Genomic DNA, 16,431 nt, shown 5'->3' on the forward strand with positions numbered 1-16,431 from the left:
CGAGCTCATCCGGTGCCGGTCAGCACCAGCTCCAGCCGCTCGAAGGCTCGCTCGGCCGCCCGCACGGCCTCCTCCCGCACCTCCTCGACGCGCTCGCCCGCCGCGATCCGCCGCCAGTTGTCCTGCGCGAGGATCCGCTGTACGGCGATGATCTGGCCGGCGGCCAGCCTGGCCTCCAGGGTGCCGCCGAGGGCCTCGGCGAGCGCGGCCTCCGACCGCTCCAGGTAGGCGTACTGCCGGGCGACCAGGGTGGGGGTGCTGTTGAGCAGGGTGTGGAAGGCGAGGACCTGCGGATGGTCGTTCAGCCCGGTGATCGGGTCGCCGCGCCGGAGCCCGTCGAGGAAGTGGGCCCGCAGCACCCCGACCGGGGACCCGGCCCCGGAGGCCCCGGCGACCAGCCGCGCCGCCTCCGTCTCGTGGTCGGCGATCCGGTGCAGGACCAGGTCCTCCTTGGCCGGGAAGTACCGGAACAGCGTCGGCTTGGAGATCCCGGCGGCGGCGGCCACCTCGGCGACCGACACCGCGTCGAACCCCTTCGCCAGGAACAGCCGCACGGCGATGTCCGACACGTCCTCGTACATCCGCCGCTTCTTGCGCTCACGCAGGCCCATCTCACCCATGGGGCGAGCCTACGCAGTGGGGGTCAGACGAGGGCACGAGCGAGGTGGCGGGCCGGGAGACCGGGAAGGCGGTGACGGGCGGCCAGCGCCATGGCGTACGAGTCGACCACACTCGGGGCCTCGCAGCCCGCCGTGCATCACGGCACATCCCCGCCATGGCTGGACCCGTGGTCACGACACCAACGTGCCAGCGCCGACACGATCCTGCGGGTTCCCGGAACCTCATCGAGCCCCAGCGGCAATGCGGCCGCGGCCAGCACCTTGCGCAGTTTGAACGCGGCGGGCGCGATCTGCCACCAGCCCGACTCCGCGTCGGCGTCCAGTTCCAGAGCGGTACGGATCACGTCGGTGAAGACGGACTGGGCCCTCTTGTAATTGAGGAGACGTTCAAGGTCATGCTCCCAGCCGCTCGAGCTGCCGACGCGGACGCCCTCGACGGTCTCGCACCAGAGCTGGGCGACGGCACGCTCATACCGTGCCGGGTAGCGCATCAAATGGAGATGCGTTGCCAGGTCGTACAACGGGTCGCCCAGCATCGCGAGCTCCCAGTCGATCGTCCAAAGCCGGGACTCCGCATCGACAATGAAGTTCTCGCGATGCAGATCGGCGTGCAACAGACAGAAGGGGCGTCTCGCCAGACCGAAAACATTTTTCCGGAGATGCCTGAAAGACTCGTCGCCAAGCCAAAGGTCCTCGAAGAGCCCGCCGAACCTCTCCAAGTTGTCCCGGTAGACGCGCTGTTCGGCGAAAAGGACGAGGCGCTCCAGAAATCCGTCCGTGTCCCCGTCATCGGGACGGTCGTCGGGCTCGCAGCGCCGGTCGATCGAGAGAACGTCGGGCCGAACGTCGACCATTTGCCGGAACAAGCCCATGATCTGGCGGACAATGCCACCGGGGATCATGGTCCCCGATTTATGAAAATAAGCGAGCGTATTCCCTTCAATAAAACGCTGCAGCCCGATACCGCCTACCTCGATAATGTCGGGGATTCCGGTTACCTTGCCGCCGATTGCCCTCAGCAGCTGCTCTTCCGAATCAAAGCACCGCCGATCGAACCACAGAAGGTCGGCACGCGGCTCCCGACACTTCCAACGCCCCGATCGCTCCCCCTCCAATTCCCCGGGTAGCGGAAAGACATAAGTCTCGTGATGGTAGCCATGGAGCGGTCCTTCGACCACACCCTTGTCACCACTCATCTCGACCGCGTGCAGCCGAGCAAGGGAAGCCGGTTCGGGTGACATTGCCTGTTTCTTTCGCCGTGACCCTTCCGAAGGGTGCAGAAGTGGGAGCACGGTACTCCTGTGCTGGCGTGCATCGTGCCAGACGTCCACGCCTCGTCGAACCCGGTCTCGTCGAACCACGGCTGGACGCACATATGTACAACGGCACAGCACCCTCCGCCGTTCACACGGCGCTCTTCGCGCGCCATGAGCTGCGGTGCTGGCCGCCGCGCCCGGCGTGGTCCACACTGGCCGAGGCGACAGGAGGAAACCCATGGGCAGCACAGCCGACCACGGTGCGGCTCTACGGGAGTTGCTGACGGATGTTCATGCCGTACTGCTCGACTTCGACGGGCCGGTCACCGACCTGTTCCGCGACCAGTCGACGGCCCCTGTGGCACACGAGATCAAGATGGCCGTACGCGCCGTCTGGGGCTTCGTCGATCCAGAGGTCGATGCATGCGACGACTCCCACGGCATTCTCCGCCTCCTGAGGGAGATGTACGACCGGCCGACCCCCGAGCCGCTTGATCCCCGGGGACTCTTGGCAGCCGAGGAAATTGTCACCGAATACGAGTACGAGGCCGTCAAGACCGCGGTCCCGGCACCCCATCTGATCCGCCTCGTTGACGTGCTTTTCAAGCACGGCCCGCCTCTTGTGATCGTCAGCAACAACTCCGACGGACCCATCTGGGAGTTCTTCAAGGGCCAGAGGGTCCAGCGACAGGAGAAGGTCCGGGCCGTCGTGGGCCGCGACCCGCTCCTTCGTCACATGAAGCCTCACCCGGGCTCGGTGAATCGCGCCCTGGAACATCTAGGCCTACCGCCCGAGTCTGCCCTCCTCATCGGCGACCAGTTGACGGATCTCAGCGCGGCGCAGCAGGCCGGCACCCCCTTCCTCGGATACACGCAGTCGCGCGAACGCGCGGCGCGGATGCTGGATCTCGGCGCGAAGTACGTCGTGCCCTCTCATGAGCCCCTCATCGAGGCTGTGGAAAGCGTGTCGAGTCTCAACTGACCTTCTGGTGCTGGAGAGTCGTGCCGGGCATGATGGCCGCACGGAGAGGGACCGGGCAGCGCCGTCGCCGCAGAACCGCGGCGCCCACAGGGGGTTTGGGTGTCCTTTCACAGTCCAGGCGGCAACCGCTCGACCAGACTCGACCGCATTAGATCCGCGCTGAGCAGTTGGAAACCCCGCATCGTCAAGTCGGTGCTGGGACTGGCTGCCGTCCTGCAAGGCGCCGGCGCGCTGATCGGTCCGCTTGGCGACGCCCTGAAGGATCAGCAGCTACTGGGCGGGTCCTTCGCGTCTCTTATCGCCCTCATTCTCTTCGACGCCATCAGCGAGTCCGGTTCGAAAGAGGTCACGGGTGTCTACGTGTTCGACGACTCGGACCAATTGCACGATGCATTCAAGGAGGCCTTCAGCAGTCGCAACGTGCACGTTGACTTCTCCGGATTCACCATGGAGACACTGCTTGAGGCGATAGCCGTACCGATGCGGAAAATGGCTGACCGTGAAGTGCACACGGTGGAGCTGCATTTTCGCATCATCATCGCCCACCTGAACCTTCCGATGGGGCTGCCTGGGGGCCTTGTTCCGGCACCACGATCGAATGGTTCAGACGTCACGACATATTACTTCAGGGACTCTCCGAAAAATCGCGAACGCATGCGCGATGAGTTCACCAAGCCAAATTGGACAAGACTCAAGAGCATGCTCAACGCCATACAGGCAAAGAATCCAAGAATGCTGATATCGTGCGAGATCCGGGAGGCGACGCAGATACCGGACCGAAAGTTGTACATCCTGAGCCGCGAGAGGGTCTTCACTACTCCCTACGGGATCGAGCCGGACACCGTCGGACCACAGAACAACCAGTACAAAATCCTTGACGCACAAGGCTTCGCACCGCTCTACGGCAGGGCGCGTTATATCGGTTGGGACCTGAAGTCGAATTCCCATCAGGCCAGGGAGATCGCGGATCACCATATCGCATGTTACGAGAATCTGTGGCAAAAACTCGGGGAGATCAAACCGGAGCATCCCGTGATCGGCGGCCCTCGGTGGACACGTCCGCAGAACACACCGTCATAGACAGCCTGTTCCTTGTCAGGCATTGTTGAACTTTCTCACACACGATCTAGAGCGCGAGCAGGTTCCATACCGACTCGAACCAGGACCGCGTCTTCAGCACGAAGACCGATCCCGGCGAGTCCGGGTCCGCGTCCTCGACATGGTGCGTCAGCACGGCCCCCAGTCCCAGCACGTCGAGCGCGGCGATCTCCTCGCCCGTGTCCAGGATGATGGGCCGTTCGACCACCTCGTAGAGGCCGTGCAGCACCTCTGTCCTGTTGATGACGTAGAGCTTGAAGGCCGGAACCAGCCGCACATGCCTGACCTGGACGTCGACGGACGGCACGAACCGCTCGGCCTGCAGGTCCCTGAGCGCGGTACGCAGGGACTCCGTGTGCCGGTCGGTGATGGCGCGCAGCCGCTCCCGCAGCCGCGGATCGTCCTTGTCCTGCCTGACCACCGGATACGGCAGGTCGAGTCCGGGGTCGGGCAGCAGCAGCCGTACGACGATGCTGCCGGGGGCGATGACCCCGGCCCGGATCCGCTCCGCCTGGAGCCGGATGTGGGTGTCGAGGGACTCCGAGGTCAGCGTGGCGACGTCCAGGGAGACCTCGGGCCGTTCGAACGCCTCGCTTATCAGCGGCCCCAGCATCATCACCTGCCGTGACCTGCTGGCCTTGGCCGTGGTGGACTGCACGCGCTGGACCTTGACGACCCGCGCCGGGCTGCCCTGGCGGGATTCGATCCAGCCCTCGTTGCCCAGTTCGCGCACCACCCGCTGGACGGTGTCACGGGAGACCCCGAACTCCCTGGCCAGCCTGCCCTGGGCGGGCAGTTCGGCACCCAGCCGGTACGTCCCGTCCACCATCCGGGTCCGCAGCGCCTCGGAAACCTGCCGGAACGCCTTGCCACCGCCGTCACGTACCTGCCTGGCCGCCATACAGCGAGCGTTCCTTTCCCCAACATCCCGCAAACGCCGACCAGTCAGGCAGGCCCGCAGCCGGACCCGTTCCGCGTCGGCTAGTGCCGGAGTATCTCCAGAAGCGGTCTCAAGGACCCCACCACGCACCCCGCACCGGCCTCGGTCAAAAGCTTGGCTTTCCGTGCGTTACGCGCGTAGCCAAGGAACGGCACCCCGGCCGTCCGGGCCGCCTCGCAGTCCGAGGGTGAGTCGCCGATCATCAGGGCAGCGTCGGGGGCGGCGCCCATCGCGTTGAGGGCGCGGTGGAGGCAGTGCGGGTCGGGCTTGAGGCGGTGCAGGTCCTGGGTGCGGCCGTAGATGTGCGGGGCGAAGCACGGGGTGAGGCCGCGGTCGTCCAGGTAGGCGCGGACCACCCGGGGGGAGTTGTTGGTGGTGACCGCCATACGGGCGCCGCGTGCCCGCCACGTCTGGATGAGGATGTCCGCGAACGCCGTGGGCATGGCCGTCGACGTGGCCCGGAGCTCCTCCTTGGTGAGACGTTCCTCCAACTCCGTGACCAGGTCGCTGCCGGGGTGCCGGCGGTCCACGGCGCGCAGCACCAGGTGCGGGTCCAGGGAGTCGCGCTCGGTGTCCGTGACCAGGCCGTGCAGGCCCCGGCTCTCCAGCCACTCCACCAGCTCGTCGGCCACTCCCTCAGCCGAGTGTCCCGCGAACAGACGGCAGATCGGCCCGTCGAAGTCCCAGAGGACGACACGGGCGCTTCTGATCAGTTCCGTGAGCCCTTCGGTCGCGTTCTCGCTCTCGGCTGCCACCAGTTCAGTCTGCGTCGTATCAGAAGTCACTAGAAGAGTGTCAGGTCCGTGGTGATGGTTTCCCAGAGGGCGTTGAACCACTTCTGCGATTGCTCCACGAACGCGGCGTCCCGCTGCCCGGCCCGCTTCTCGAAGGAGAAGAGGAGGGACTCGGAGCCGACGGCGTCGTACATGTCGAGCGGTCCGTCCTCCGTCTGTTCCTCGCGGCGCGTGACCGTGTAGTAGGCGAACAGCGCCTCCACGCCGTTGAGCAGGTACAGCTTGACCGGCGGGGTGAACGGCAGGGCTCTGAAGGTGACGTTCACGTCGATCTTGTGGGTGGAGCGCAGGCCCTGGAGGTTGTACTGGAGGACCTGGCCCTGTGCGTTGCGCATGCCGAGCCAGCGGCTGTGGACGGTGTCGTCGTCGCCCTCCACCGGCACCGGGAAGGCGAGGTTGATGTCCCGGCTGGGGAGCAGGACGCGGACGTCGATGCGTTCGGGGCGCAGCCGGCCTTCGTGGATCATGCGCAGGGGTTCGGCGAGCGCCGGGAGCAGACTCTGGGCGGTGAGGCAGGCGGCGTCGATGCTGACGTGCGGGGCGGAGAACGCCTCCGTCATCCGGGGCCCGAGGCCGACCATCGTCGGCTGGGGCTCGTCGAGCACGGGGGCGGGCGGCTCGGCGATCCGCGGCGGGCTGCCCCGGCTGACGCTGCTGAGCAGGCCGTCGTCCTGGAGTGCGCGCAGGGCCTGGCGTACGGCACCCCGCTCCACTCCGAACTCCTCAGCCAACTCGGCCTGGGTGGGCAGCCGGTCGCCCACCTTGAGGTCGCCCGTGCGGATGCGTTCCCGCAGGGTGTCGGCGATCTCCCTAGGTGTACTGCTGGCGTTCACTGCCACGTTCTCCTGAGTCACGACCAAACGCTACAACTCTGATCCATCTGGCGGGAGTTGTTTGAAGATTGGTTATAAGTAGTAGCCAACCGGGAACAACTTAATCAGAGTTGGTTGTCATTGGTTGCCAACTTGATTGAGTTGGTGGAAGCTTTGCTTCCCGAACGATGGGGGAACCGCCATGTCCGCCATGCCCGCCCTCGCTCTTCTCTCCGCCGTCTTCGTCGTCGGCTTCGAACAGGTTGTCCAGTGGAAGTACGGTGCCACTGGCATTATCGGTCTGACACTGCTCACCGTCGGTATCAAGGCCAAGAGCCCGGCGGTCAGCTCCGCCGGCGCGATCCTGCTCACCCTTCTGGTCATCGCCCCCGCCGCGTGAGCGCGGCCGGGCGCGGCTAGTCGATGAGCTTCAACTCCGAACTGATCGTCTCCCAGAGCGCGTTGAACCACAGCCGGGACTGCGTCACGAACGCGGTGTCCCGCAGCCCCGTCCCGCGCTCGAACGCGAAGAGCATCGACCGCGTGCCCTCGGCGTCGTACGTCTGCAGGTGCTCGTGGTCGATCTCCCGCTCGTGACGCTCCAGCGTGTAGTACGCGAACAGCGCCTCCACACCGTTGAGCAGGTACAGCTTGACCGGCGGGGTGAACGGCAGCGCCCGGAAGGTCACGTTCACATCGATCTTGTGCGTGGAGCGCAGGCCCTGGAGGTTGTACTGGAGGACCTGCCCCTGCGCGTTGCGCTGGGCCAGCCAGCGGTTGTGCACCGCACCCTCCGCCGAGGTGTCCACCGCCGTCGGGAACGCGAGGTCGATGTCCCGGCTGGGCAGCAGCACCCGCACGTCGATCTTGGCCGGTTTCAGCCGCCCCGCGTGGATGAGCCGCAGCGGCTCGCCGAGGGCGAGGTTGAGGGAGACCGAGGTCAGGCAGAGCGCGTCGATCTCCACGTGCGAGGCGGCGAAGGCCGCCTCTATGCGGGGCGTGAGGGCCACCATCGTGGGCTGCGGTGGCGCCTCGGACCCGACGGCGAACCGCGCCGGGCCCGGATCCGGGGCCACAGTCGCCGGACTGCCCTTCGACATGTTCGTGAGCAGGTGCTCCGACTGCAGAATGCGCAGCGCCTGCCGTACGGCCCCCCGCTCGACGCCGAACTCGTCGGCCAGTTTGGCCTGCGTGGGCATGCGCTGGCCCGGCCGCAGCACCCCGGACCTGATCCGGGTGCGCAGTTCGTCGGCCACCTCGCGATGTGACGCCTGAGGCCGCTGTGACCCCTCCCGCCCATTGGCGGAGGCGTGTTCCGGCTCCACGGACAAACAGTACAACTTCCCGCCATCTTTCGGCAGTTCACGGGAAGGTGGTTATGAGTCGCTTCCAAGCGGAGATAAGTACAGTGGAGTTGGTCGCCAACTCTTACAACATGGTCAAACTTCCTCGACGGTTGGCCGACCGGGTTCCCTTCCGGAGGGGAGCCGGGAGCCCGGTCACCCAGGGCGGCCGCCGAGGCGCACGACCAGCACAGCCACAACTTCACACCGACAACTGCATATCGCCTCGCACAGTCACAACTTCACAGCTCGCTACGGATGAGCACAGCTGAACAGCTCGACAACTGAACAAGGCGATTCAGGCACCGTCACCGGCAAGGAAGGAGACCGCTTCAGAAGATGTCCGGGCACCAAGGACGCCCGGACGCGCGCAGCAGGGCGTCGGCCTCCCGGACGGCGCCCACTCGCTCTTCCTGGACCCGTCCGAGCGCGTGCAACCGCGCCACGGACTGGTCCCCGAGCCAGACGCTCGCCAACTCGGCGATGTCGAGGGTGAGTTCAGGGGTGGCGGTGGTCGGAGCGCAGGACGCGCCTTCGGGGGAGGCGTCCAGCCGGAACCGGCCGCCGGCCAGCCCCTGCCGGTCCACCACCTCAAGGACCAGCGACCCCGCCACGTCGTACGTCCGCGCCTCCAGGGCCCGTACGACATCCAGGATCCGCACCCACAGCCAGTCCGCCTGTGCGGTGATCCGCGCGGCACGCGGGTCGGGAAGGTAGTGCGGCAGCAGGTCGTCCGGCGACCGCCAGCCGCTCTTCACCCTGGTGATCCAGTCGATCGAGCACAGGTAGTGCCACAGGGCGCGCTCGGCCGCCGGTGTCGTGGCCAGCAGCCAGTTCACGTCGGCGGTGTTGTGCGGCTGCTTGTCGTGCCAGTTGTCGTCCGACTCGTACGACGCGATGCCCTCGACCTCGCCGGCCGCCGACCGGTACACGGCGTAGAACGGCTCGGTCCAGTCCGTGTCGAAGCGGACCGCCCCGGTGTGGGTCTGCCACCACAGCTCGTTGCGGCTGACCGCGCCGGGCGTGCCGCGGCGGACCCGTTCGTGCAGTTCGGGGCCGAGTTTGCGGATGTCGTCGGCGTCGGCGAGGTCGATCCGGCCGCCGCCCTCGGGGCGCGCCCAGCGGGGGTCCAGGCCGGTGCGCGGGACCTCGACCGTCCACTCGGTCAGCGTGGTCGCCGGGCCGAAGCCGTAGCGGCCGTAGATCCGGTACTCGGCGGCGATCAGGGTCGCGACGACGTCCCCGCGCTCCTTCGCCGCGGCGAGGTCCTGGCTCATCATGCGGGTGAGCAGGCCGCGGCGGCGGTGGGTGGGCGTCACGGTGACGTTGGAGACGGCGTCGGCGGGGAGGGTGGCGCCGCCCACCGCGGTCAGTTCCTGGGCGAAGGAGCGGAACGTCGCCACGCAGCGGGGGCCGTCGAAGGCGCCGAGGAGTCTGCCCGGTACGAATTGCCTTCGGCGGGCGTCGAGTTGGTCGGTCGTGAGCACGGGTTGGCGGAGGAAGCCGGTGGCCAGGGCTCGGTGCCAGTCCGGGAGCTCGGGTTCGGTTATGGGGCGGACTTCGACGGGGGCGGTCATGACAGCACGGTATGTGTTTGACCGGGGTGGTACGGAGTGATTTTTGGCTGCCGCTTGGTGGGGGCTGGTCGCGCAGTTCCCCGCGCCCCTAAAAGACCAAAGACAGGGCGCTCAGCCTCAGGTCAGTAGGTCGTCCACCTGGGCTTCGCCCTCCCTGTACCTGCGGGCGATCTCTCCACTCGAATCGTCCGCCGTCCGCTGCAGGCGCTGGCGCCGCCTCGACACCTCCTGTTCGTACCGCACCAGGCGGCCCATCGCCGCCGTCAGTTCCGGGTCCGTGCGGGCCTCCAGGTCGGAGAGTTCGACCTCTGCCAGCATGTCGGCGGCCAGCCTCCTGTACTCCTCGTTGTGCGGGGTGCCCAGGGTGACGTGGCGGGCCGAGGAGCGGTGGCGGGCCGGGGCGTCCGTGAGGATCTCCGGGAGGCGGTCCACCACGGAGGCCGCGCCCGCCGGGGAGCGGCGGGCCAGTTCCGCGCGCAGGATGTCGATACGGCCCTGGAGCAGCCGTCGTACGTAACTGAGGTCGGCCTCGTCCCGCTGGGCGTCCCGGCGCAGGACGCGCAGCTCGGGCAGGCTCAGGCGGGTCAGGTCGGGCTCCGGCGGTTCCGCGGGCAGCGGGACGCCCTCGCCTCGCTGGGCGGGCGGCCGGTGCAGTCCCTGCGTGCTCTGGGGCACGCCCTGCGTCTTCAGTCGCCCGGTGCTCGGTGTGCTCATTCGCCTCTACCGTCCCCTCGACCGGTGTGTGGAAGCATGGTGCCACCCCAAGTGGCCGCAATGTGACCGAGTGCCCCCGAACGGCCCTAGATGGGGCCTTAAGGATCAATAATGGACCCCCTGTGGCGGCCGTCCGGGCACCGGGCATGATGGTCCGCATGCGAGCGGTGGTACAGCGGGTGGACGGCGCCAGTGTCGTCGTGGACGGCGAGACGGTCGGCGCGATCGAGGGCGAGGGGCTGTGTGTCCTCGTGGGCGTGACCCACGAGGACACCAAGGAGAAGGCGGCCCAACTCGCCCGGAAACTCTGGTCGATCCGCATGCTGGCCGACGAGAGGTCGTGCAGTGACATCGACGCGCCGCTGCTCGTGATCAGTCAGTTCACGCTGTACGGCGACGCACGCAAGGGACGGCGGCCCACCTGGAACGCGGCGGCGCCCGGGGACGTGGCCGAGCCGCTGGTGGACGAGGTCGTCGCACAGCTGCGGTCGCTGGGGGCGACCGTGGCGACCGGGCGGTTCGGGGCGCAGATGCGGGTGTCGCTGACGAACGACGGGCCGTTCACCGTCCTGCTGGAGATCTGACGCCCGGCGCCCCGGCGGCGCTGCCCTACGGCTCGACGATCACTTCCTGTGCCGCCGCCGTCTCCCCCGCCACCAGCCGGGCGTCGACGGGCACGTTGCGCTTCACCAGCGCCAGGGCCACCGGGCCCAGTTCGAAGTGCCGTACCGACGTCGTGACGAAGCCGATCTTCCGGCCGTCCTCGCCCTCGTCGGCCAGGCGGATCTCCGTCCCGTGCGGCGGCAGGTGCACATCGCTGCCGTCGAGGTGGAGGAAGACCAGGCGGCGGGGCGGCTTGCCGAGGTTCTGCACCCGGGCCACGGTCTCCTGGCCCCGGTAGCAGCCCTTCTGCAGATGCACGGCCGTGCCGATCCAGCCCAGCTCGTGCGGGATGGTGCGGTGGTCGGTCTCGAAGCCGAGGCGGGGCTGGTGGTGCTCCACCCGGAGGGCCTCGTACGCCAGCAGTCCGGCGGCCGGGCCCGCCTTCTCCGCGTACGCCTCCAGGTCGGCGCGCGGGAGGAAGAGATCACGGCCGTACGCCGTCTCGCGTACGACGGCTCCGTCCGGGACCTCGGCGATCGAACCGGCCGGCAGGTGGACGACCGCGAAGTCGTCCGTCCGGTCGGCGACCTCCACCCGGTAGAAGAACTTCATCGACTCCAGGTAGGCGAGCAGGGCCTCCTGGGTGCCGGGCTCGATGTGGGCCCAGACCGTGGTGCCGTCGTCGACCAGGTACAGCGCGTGTTCGATGTGGCCGTGCGCGGAGAGGATCAGCGCCTCGGTGGCCTCGCCGACGGGCAGCTCGCTGACGTGCTGGGTGAGCAGGAGGTGCAGCCAGGCGAGACGGTCCTCGCCGGTGACGGCGACCACGCCGCGGTGCGAGAGGTCCACGAAACCGGCGCCGTCGGCGAGGGCGCGCTGCTCGCGGAACAGGTCGCCGTAGTGGGCGGCGACGCCTTCGTCCACGCCCTCGGCGGGCACGGCGCCGGGCAGGGACAGCAGTGGGCTCTTCATAGGAGTAAGCCTACGACCCGGTAGTTGAACCCTTCAGGGAGCAGTCCCGGCATCTGCCGAAGATCGCGAAGTGCTTCATGTCGGTCTCGAAGCCGAACTCCCGCCGCAGCTTGGCGGTGAACTCCGCGGCCACCGCGACGTCCGCCTCGATCACGTTCTCGCAGTCGCGGCAGACCAGGTGGATGTGGTGGTGACGGTCGGCGAGGTGGTACGTCGGCGCCCCGTGCCCCAGATGGGCGTGGCTGACCAGCCCGAGCTCCTCCAGGAGCTCCAGGGTCCGGTACACGGTCGAGATGTTGACCCCGGAGGCCGTCCTCTTCACTTCCGTGAGGATGTCGTCCGGGGTCGCGTGCTCCAGGGTGTCCACGGCTTCGAGCACAAGCTGCCGCTGCGGCGTCAGCCGGTACCCGCGCTGCCTGAGGTCGCTCTTCCAGTCGGTGCTCACCACACCACAGAGTCTAGGACTACTTGAAGAAAGCGATGCCGTCGTCCGGCATGTCGTCGGGGAGGGCCTTGGCCCAGCGCTCGACGTCCTCCGGGGTGACGACCTTCTTCAGGTGCGCCGACATGTAGGGGCGCAGCTCGACCTCGGGGGTCTGCTTCTCGCCCACCCACATGAGGTCGCTCTTGACGTATCCGTACAGCCGCTTGCCGCCGCTGTACGGGGCGGAGGCGGCCGTCCGGGCCACGGCGTCCGTGACCAGGTCGATCTGCGGCTTCTTGTCGGCCATCTCGCCGTACCAGATCTCGATCACGCCGTCGTCGCGGACCATCGTGACCTCGACCCTGCGGTTCGCGTCGATGCGCCAGAAGCCGTGCTCCGTCTCCAGCGGGCGGACCTTGTTCCCGTCGTTGTCCAGCACCCAGGTCTGGGAGTGGTACTCCAGGAAGTCCCGTCCGTCGTGGCCGAAGGTGACCTCCTGGCCGAAGTTGCACTTCTCCGAGCCCGGGAAGTCGTGGACGCCCGCACCGGCCCAGGTGCCCAGCAGGAAGGCGAGCGGGACGAGGTCCTTGTGGAGGTCGGACGGAATCTCGATCATGGCGGCGGTTTCCTAGACGGTTCCTTGACGGGGGTGGTTCAGCGCTGGCCCTGGTACAGCTTCTTCACGGTCAGCCCGGCGAAGGCAAGGACGCCGACGCAGACCAGGACCAGCAGGGTTTCGAAGAAGAATTCCACGGGTGCTCCTTGAGCGAGGGTGGGCGTGCACGTACACAGAGCCGGGGCCCAGCTTACGCGGCCGGGGCCCGGGGCTCTTGGCGAGGTCAGCCCAGCAGCTCGCTCTGCAGGGTCACCGTCTGCTGGAAGGGGACGGCGAGGGCACTGCCCTTGCGGGACTGGACGATCACGCCGAAGGTGTCGCCGGCCGCGAGATAGGCCAGCCGGACCTGGTCGGCACCGTACGGCTTGCCCTCCGCGTACGGCGCCAGGAGGACGTCGGCGAGCCGGGCGGCGTCCGGGAACTCCTCGTCCCGCAGGTAGGTGTCGCCGCCGCGCACCGTGTAGGTGGGCTCGTCCTGAGCCATCATCTCCGTGTTCAGCAGCTTCTCGGCGAGCGTGGCGCTGCCGAACTGGAGCAGGTAGATCCCGGTGTGCGTACCGTCCGGGGTGGTCCAGCCGCGGGCCGCGACATGCCGGAGCCCGTAGTCGGCCAGCTTCCCCGCGAGCTCCTCACGGTCCGCCTTGGCGGCGTACAGCGCGAGGAAGTCCTTCGTAGCCAGCCAGCCGTCGGTGCCGCGCAGGGCGCTGTCCGCGGTGGCGCCCCTGGGCGCGGGCAGCACCAGCCGGCGCAGGTCGGCGTAGTGGGCGTTCACCTTGTTGGCCGCGGCGAACGGCGCGGGGCTGCCGGACGGCAGCGGCGGCTTCACGAGGGTGGGGTACTCCCAGCGGCCGTCGGAGTGCGTGGCCAGGCCGGGCAGGTCCGTCCGGTCCGCACGCGTGATGCCGTACGCCGTACCGGTCCCGACGATCGCGAGAACGGCGACGGCCGAGACCCAGCGGAGGGCACCCCGAAGCCGATGGCGGTCCTTCGCCACGGGCTGCGGCTCGGCCACCGGGAGGCCGACCACCGGAAGGTCGGTCACCGGGAGCGCGGTGGCGGACTCGGGCTGCTCGGGCTGCTCGGGCTGCTCGGGCTGTGTCGCCGGCTCTGGCTGATTGGTGGTCATACCGCCGCTCCCGGGGTCTTGATCCGGTCCAGCTGCTCGCCGAGCAACAGCGCCACGCCCTTCTCGTCCAGCGGCTTGGCGCCGGCGGCCGTGGCGCTGACCAGCACGTCACCCGCGTACGCGGAGCACACCATCATGTCGAGCTTCTCGTCCGAGTCGGGCGGCGGCAGGAAGCAGGCGGCGTTCTTGTGGCCCTTCACCTCCGGGCCCTTGCGGAAGACCTTCAGCGTGTCGAAGAACTGCTGCTGGACCGTGGCGATGGACCGCACGGTCCGCTGGTCGCCAAGCTGCGACAGCACGATGTCGACGGTGTACGCATGGTCCGAGTACGACGTGCCCTCGGTGGGCGTCTCGGTGCTCAGGTAGCTGCGCATCGCCATGCCCTTGGTCTGCTGCTTGTCGATCAGCCGCTCCAGCTCCTTGCGCTGGGAGCGGGGCAGGTCCTTGATCGACTCCTTGCGCAGGGCGGTGGCCTGGTCACCCGACAGCCGGGCGTCCGAGCCGAACTCGCCGATGTCCGGGCCCCGCCCGAACCCCTCGGTGCCGAAGGGCAGCAGCAAGGCCTGCAGACCAGTTCCCCCGGCCGCCGCCTCCTTCGCCTTGCCCTTGGCGGTCTTCGGCAGGTCCCAGCTCGGGACCCCTGGATCCCGGTCGGCGCCGTTCACGTTCACCGCGGTGCCTGCGATCCCCGCGACGACGGCGACGAGCAGCACTCCGATCCCGGCGTCACGGACGATACGGCGCCGGTCACGACCGCCGGCCCCGTCGGTCACACCGGCCTCGGCGACTTTGTCAGTCTCACCGGCCACGTTGGGCAGTTCCTCGCTCACAGCCGCTCCATCTGCCGCTTCGCCAGGTCCATGATCTTCGCCTTCGGGACCGGTTTCGTGTCGTAGACCCAGATCTCCATGGCGATGTCACCGCGCCACGCGTGCGCCTCGGCCGAGTACAGGTCCACGTAACCCGGCTTGCTGTCGGGCTTGTTGTGGACGTACGCCATGCCGTCGCCGGTGCCGGGTATCGGCCAGCTGTCCGTGTCGGCGTCCTCGTCGGCCCAGTAGTAGCCGCCGTCGGCCGCGTCGGCCGCGCCGCGCGTCTCCTCCTGGCGGTACTGGATCAGGCGGACCTCCACGCTGTACGTGCCGCCCTCCCGCCAGTTCGTGACGGCCGCCCGCCGGAACTCGCCGGCGACGAGGTCCGCGAAGCCGCTCGCGGGCTTGTCGTACGTCTCCGCGTAGTCGGCGAGGCTCATCCAGCCGTCGCTGCCCGCCGTGTACAGCCCCGCACGGCCGCCCCGCGGCTTCTTCAGCAGCAGCTTGCGCAGATCACCCTCGGCCTTGACCTGCCGGTCCTGGGCGGCCGACAGCGGCTCGGGACCGGCGCCCTTCGCCTGCGCGATCGACGGCTGGGAGAGGGGCGGCAGGGCGGTGGGCTCGCGGTCGGCCTGGATGAGGTAGCCGACACAGGCGCCCGCTACGACGCCGAGCACGACGGCGGTGGCGATCAGTGCGGCAGTACGGCCCCTATTACGTCTTTCGGGTGGTATTTCTGTTACGTCCAATTCATCCCCCTGTGTACAACGGGAGCGCGGATTCCTTGATCCACGCTCCACAGGAGACTCATGGTCAACTCAGTGAGTTGTACAAGGATTAATTACGATCAGGACACCGCCGCGAGCAACAGCGCGATGTTGAGGGCGATCTGACGGTCCCCCAGCTTCAGATGGACCCTGATCGCGCCGAACTGGAGGGCGACGAAGCCGACCGCGGCGGCCGGCGCCAGCCAGGGGGCGGTCCCGGTCAGGCGCGGCAGCAGCAGGCCGGCCGCGCCGAGCACCTCGACGCCCCCGATCACCCGCACGGCCGCCATCGGCATGCCGTCCACCCACGCCATCATCGGCCGCAGCCGCTCCCGGCTCCGGACCGCCTTCATCCCGCCCCCGTAGAGGTAGAAGAGGGCGAGCAGACCGGCCACGATCCAGTACGCGACACTCATGAGGCGGCGGGCTCGGTGGCGTACCGGCTCATCACCTCGGCGCTCTCCCCCGGGGTCGGCGGCCTGCCCGTCGCGAACATGTCCCGCAGGTCCCGGAAGTACTGCACGTACAGGTCGGGCGTGAACGTGCTGAGCATGACGGCCGGTTCACCGGTGACGTTGGCGAAGGTGTGCGGGGCGCCGGGCGGGACCATGACGAGCGTGCCGGCCATGACGTCGTACGACTCCTCCCCGACCGTGAAACGCACGGAGCCGGAGATGACGTAGAAGCCCTCGTCGTGCCGCGCGTGGCGGTGCTGCGGCGGCCCCGGGGTGTGCGGCGCGAGCACGGACTCGGCGAGGCCGAGGCGGTGGCCGGTGGTACGGCCGTCCTCCAGGACGCGCATACGGGTGGTGCCGAGCATCAGCACCTCGCCGTCGTCCGGGCCGACGATCGCTACGGCGGGGGTGTCGTTGTCGTGAGTCGTCATGCCTCGATTCGACGGCCGGGGTGGTACGGCTGTCCAAGACCTGTTCCGCCGGCCCGATACCCGATCGGTATCGTTGCTGCATGGAGCGT

20 protein-coding genes are annotated in these 16,431 nt (G+C 68.2%); 4 read left to right on the forward strand and 16 right to left on the reverse strand.

Features of this window, described 5'->3' with window-relative positions:
• Positions 1-5: 5 nt before the first annotated feature.
• Together AB0D85_RS26340 and AB0D85_RS26345 are read right to left on the reverse strand one after the other, a co-directional pair.
• The gene (locus AB0D85_RS26340) at positions 6-620 is read right to left on the reverse strand and encodes a TetR family transcriptional regulator (RefSeq protein ID WP_362324787.1); all 615 of its coding nucleotides are present in this window, start codon (positions 618-620) and stop codon (positions 6-8) included.
• Positions 621-757: 137 nt separating this feature from the next.
• Positions 758-1,861, reverse strand: coding sequence for an aminoglycoside phosphotransferase family protein (locus tag AB0D85_RS26345; protein ID WP_362324790.1), 1,104 nt, complete (start codon positions 1,859-1,861; stop codon positions 758-760).
• Positions 1,862-2,114: 253 nt separating this feature from the next.
• Between AB0D85_RS26345 and AB0D85_RS26350 the strand changes: the two genes are divergently transcribed.
• Positions 2,115-2,858: an HAD hydrolase-like protein gene (locus tag AB0D85_RS26350; RefSeq protein ID WP_362324793.1), complete on the forward strand. Its 744-nt coding sequence runs from the start codon at positions 2,115-2,117 to the stop codon at positions 2,856-2,858.
• A 99-nt stretch (positions 2,859-2,957) separates the two neighbouring features.
• Entirely contained in the window at positions 2,958-3,938 is a 981-nt protein-coding gene (locus AB0D85_RS26355) for a hypothetical protein (RefSeq protein ID WP_362324796.1), read from the forward strand.
• A 46-nt stretch (positions 3,939-3,984) separates the two neighbouring features.
• On the opposite strand, the gene AB0D85_RS26360 is transcribed toward AB0D85_RS26355, so the two are convergent.
• From AB0D85_RS26360 to AB0D85_RS26370, 3 genes are all read right to left on the reverse strand, one after another.
• On the reverse strand, positions 3,985-4,857 hold the full coding sequence (locus tag AB0D85_RS26360; RefSeq protein WP_362324799.1) for a winged helix-turn-helix domain-containing protein: 873 nt from the start codon (positions 4,855-4,857) through the stop codon (positions 3,985-3,987).
• 80 nt (positions 4,858-4,937) lie between these two features.
• The gene (locus AB0D85_RS26365) at positions 4,938-5,651 is read right to left on the reverse strand and encodes an HAD-IA family hydrolase (RefSeq protein ID WP_362324802.1); all 714 of its coding nucleotides are present in this window, start codon (positions 5,649-5,651) and stop codon (positions 4,938-4,940) included.
• A 29-nt stretch (positions 5,652-5,680) separates the two neighbouring features.
• The gene (locus tag AB0D85_RS26370; RefSeq protein WP_362324805.1) at positions 5,681-6,550 is read right to left on the reverse strand and encodes a GntR family transcriptional regulator; all 870 of its coding nucleotides are present in this window, start codon (positions 6,548-6,550) and stop codon (positions 5,681-5,683) included.
• 163 nt (positions 6,551-6,713) lie between these two features.
• Between AB0D85_RS26370 and AB0D85_RS26375 the strand changes: the two genes are divergently transcribed.
• Positions 6,714-6,902 carry a hypothetical protein gene (locus tag AB0D85_RS26375; protein WP_362325081.1) on the forward strand — a complete coding sequence of 63 codons (189 nt, stop codon included), beginning with the start codon at positions 6,714-6,716 and terminating at the stop codon, positions 6,900-6,902.
• A gap of 16 nt (positions 6,903-6,918) precedes the next feature.
• Here AB0D85_RS26375 and AB0D85_RS26380 read toward each other — a convergent pair whose 3' ends face one another.
• From AB0D85_RS26380 to AB0D85_RS26390, 3 genes are all read right to left on the reverse strand, one after another.
• Positions 6,919-7,833 carry a winged helix-turn-helix domain-containing protein gene (locus AB0D85_RS26380; protein WP_362324808.1) on the reverse strand — a complete coding sequence of 305 codons (915 nt, stop codon included), beginning with the start codon at positions 7,831-7,833 and terminating at the stop codon, positions 6,919-6,921.
• 344 nt (positions 7,834-8,177) lie between these two features.
• Positions 8,178-9,422: a GNAT family N-acetyltransferase gene (locus AB0D85_RS26385; RefSeq protein WP_362324811.1), complete on the reverse strand. Its 1,245-nt coding sequence runs from the start codon at positions 9,420-9,422 to the stop codon at positions 8,178-8,180.
• 117 nt (positions 9,423-9,539) lie between these two features.
• Positions 9,540-10,136: an aerial mycelium formation protein gene (locus AB0D85_RS26390; RefSeq protein WP_362324814.1), complete on the reverse strand. Its 597-nt coding sequence runs from the start codon at positions 10,134-10,136 to the stop codon at positions 9,540-9,542.
• Between the two features lie 158 nt (positions 10,137-10,294).
• Between AB0D85_RS26390 and dtd the strand changes: the two genes are divergently transcribed.
• On the forward strand, positions 10,295-10,720 hold the full coding sequence (gene dtd / locus AB0D85_RS26395) for a D-aminoacyl-tRNA deacylase (protein WP_362324817.1): 426 nt from the start codon (positions 10,295-10,297) through the stop codon (positions 10,718-10,720).
• 25 nt (positions 10,721-10,745) lie between these two features.
• Here the strand turns inward: dtd and AB0D85_RS26400 are convergent, their stop codons facing one another.
• The 8 genes from AB0D85_RS26400 to AB0D85_RS26435 form a co-directional block, all read right to left on the reverse strand.
• Positions 10,746-11,711 (reverse strand): folate-binding protein, encoded by a 966-nt coding sequence (locus AB0D85_RS26400; RefSeq protein WP_362324820.1) that lies wholly within the window; start codon positions 11,709-11,711, stop codon positions 10,746-10,748.
• 10 nt (positions 11,712-11,721) lie between these two features.
• Positions 11,722-12,159, reverse strand: a complete 438-nt coding sequence (locus tag AB0D85_RS26405) for a transcriptional repressor (RefSeq protein WP_362324823.1) — start codon at positions 12,157-12,159, stop codon at positions 11,722-11,724.
• A gap of 16 nt (positions 12,160-12,175) precedes the next feature.
• The gene (locus AB0D85_RS26410; RefSeq protein ID WP_362324826.1) at positions 12,176-12,751 is read right to left on the reverse strand and encodes an FABP family protein; all 576 of its coding nucleotides are present in this window, start codon (positions 12,749-12,751) and stop codon (positions 12,176-12,178) included.
• 223 nt (positions 12,752-12,974) lie between these two features.
• Entirely contained in the window at positions 12,975-13,877 is a 903-nt protein-coding gene (locus tag AB0D85_RS26415; protein ID WP_362324829.1) for a hypothetical protein, read from the reverse strand.
• Positions 13,874-14,707 carry a hypothetical protein gene (locus tag AB0D85_RS26420; protein ID WP_362324833.1) on the reverse strand — a complete coding sequence of 278 codons (834 nt, stop codon included), beginning with the start codon at positions 14,705-14,707 and terminating at the stop codon, positions 13,874-13,876. The genes AB0D85_RS26415 and AB0D85_RS26420 overlap by 4 nt, the downstream gene beginning before the upstream one ends.
• On the reverse strand, positions 14,704-15,366 hold the full coding sequence (locus tag AB0D85_RS26425) for a hypothetical protein (RefSeq protein ID WP_362324836.1): 663 nt from the start codon (positions 15,364-15,366) through the stop codon (positions 14,704-14,706). The genes AB0D85_RS26420 and AB0D85_RS26425 overlap by 4 nt, the downstream gene beginning before the upstream one ends.
• Positions 15,367-15,536: 170 nt before the next feature.
• Positions 15,537-15,872 carry a DoxX family protein gene (locus AB0D85_RS26430; RefSeq protein ID WP_362324839.1) on the reverse strand — a complete coding sequence of 112 codons (336 nt, stop codon included), beginning with the start codon at positions 15,870-15,872 and terminating at the stop codon, positions 15,537-15,539.
• Positions 15,869-16,342, reverse strand: a complete 474-nt coding sequence (locus tag AB0D85_RS26435) for a cupin domain-containing protein (RefSeq protein ID WP_362324842.1) — start codon at positions 16,340-16,342, stop codon at positions 15,869-15,871. The genes AB0D85_RS26430 and AB0D85_RS26435 overlap by 4 nt, the downstream gene beginning before the upstream one ends.
• Positions 16,343-16,431: the final 89 nt, after the last annotated feature.

The sequence above is a fragment of the Streptomyces sp. NPDC048277 genome (genome assembly GCF_040652235.1).
Classification (GTDB): Bacteria; Actinomycetota; Actinomycetes; order Streptomycetales; family Streptomycetaceae; genus Streptomyces.

Excerpts from the sequence above, each read along its gene's own strand:
- AB0D85_RS26375 (WP_362325081.1), top strand. The coding sequence starts at position 6,714 with ATGCCCGCCCTCGCTCTTCTCTCCGCCGTCTTCGTCGTCGGCTTCGAA.
- AB0D85_RS26345 (WP_362324790.1), bottom strand. The coding sequence starts at position 1,861 with ATGTCACCCGAACCGGCTTCCCTTGCTCGGCTGCACGCGGTCGAGATG.
- AB0D85_RS26435 (WP_362324842.1), bottom strand. The coding sequence starts at position 16,342 with ATGACGACTCACGACAACGACACCCCCGCCGTAGCGATCGTCGGCCCG.
- AB0D85_RS26415 (WP_362324829.1), bottom strand. The coding sequence starts at position 13,877 with ATGACCACCAATCAGCCAGAGCCGGCGACACAGCCCGAGCAGCCCGAG.
- AB0D85_RS26410 (WP_362324826.1), bottom strand. The coding sequence starts at position 12,751 with ATGATCGAGATTCCGTCCGACCTCCACAAGGACCTCGTCCCGCTCGCC.
- AB0D85_RS26360 (WP_362324799.1), bottom strand. The coding sequence starts at position 4,857 with ATGGCGGCCAGGCAGGTACGTGACGGCGGTGGCAAGGCGTTCCGGCAG.
- AB0D85_RS26340 (WP_362324787.1), bottom strand. The coding sequence starts at position 620 with ATGGGTGAGATGGGCCTGCGTGAGCGCAAGAAGCGGCGGATGTACGAG.
- AB0D85_RS26430 (WP_362324839.1), bottom strand. The coding sequence starts at position 15,872 with ATGAGTGTCGCGTACTGGATCGTGGCCGGTCTGCTCGCCCTCTTCTAC.
- AB0D85_RS26400 (WP_362324820.1), bottom strand. The coding sequence starts at position 11,711 with ATGAAGAGCCCACTGCTGTCCCTGCCCGGCGCCGTGCCCGCCGAGGGC.
- dtd (WP_362324817.1), top strand. The coding sequence starts at position 10,295 with ATGCGAGCGGTGGTACAGCGGGTGGACGGCGCCAGTGTCGTCGTGGAC.
- AB0D85_RS26350 (WP_362324793.1), top strand. The coding sequence starts at position 2,115 with ATGGGCAGCACAGCCGACCACGGTGCGGCTCTACGGGAGTTGCTGACG.
- AB0D85_RS26390 (WP_362324814.1), bottom strand. The coding sequence starts at position 10,136 with ATGAGCACACCGAGCACCGGGCGACTGAAGACGCAGGGCGTGCCCCAG.
- AB0D85_RS26385 (WP_362324811.1), bottom strand. The coding sequence starts at position 9,422 with ATGACCGCCCCCGTCGAAGTCCGCCCCATAACCGAACCCGAGCTCCCG.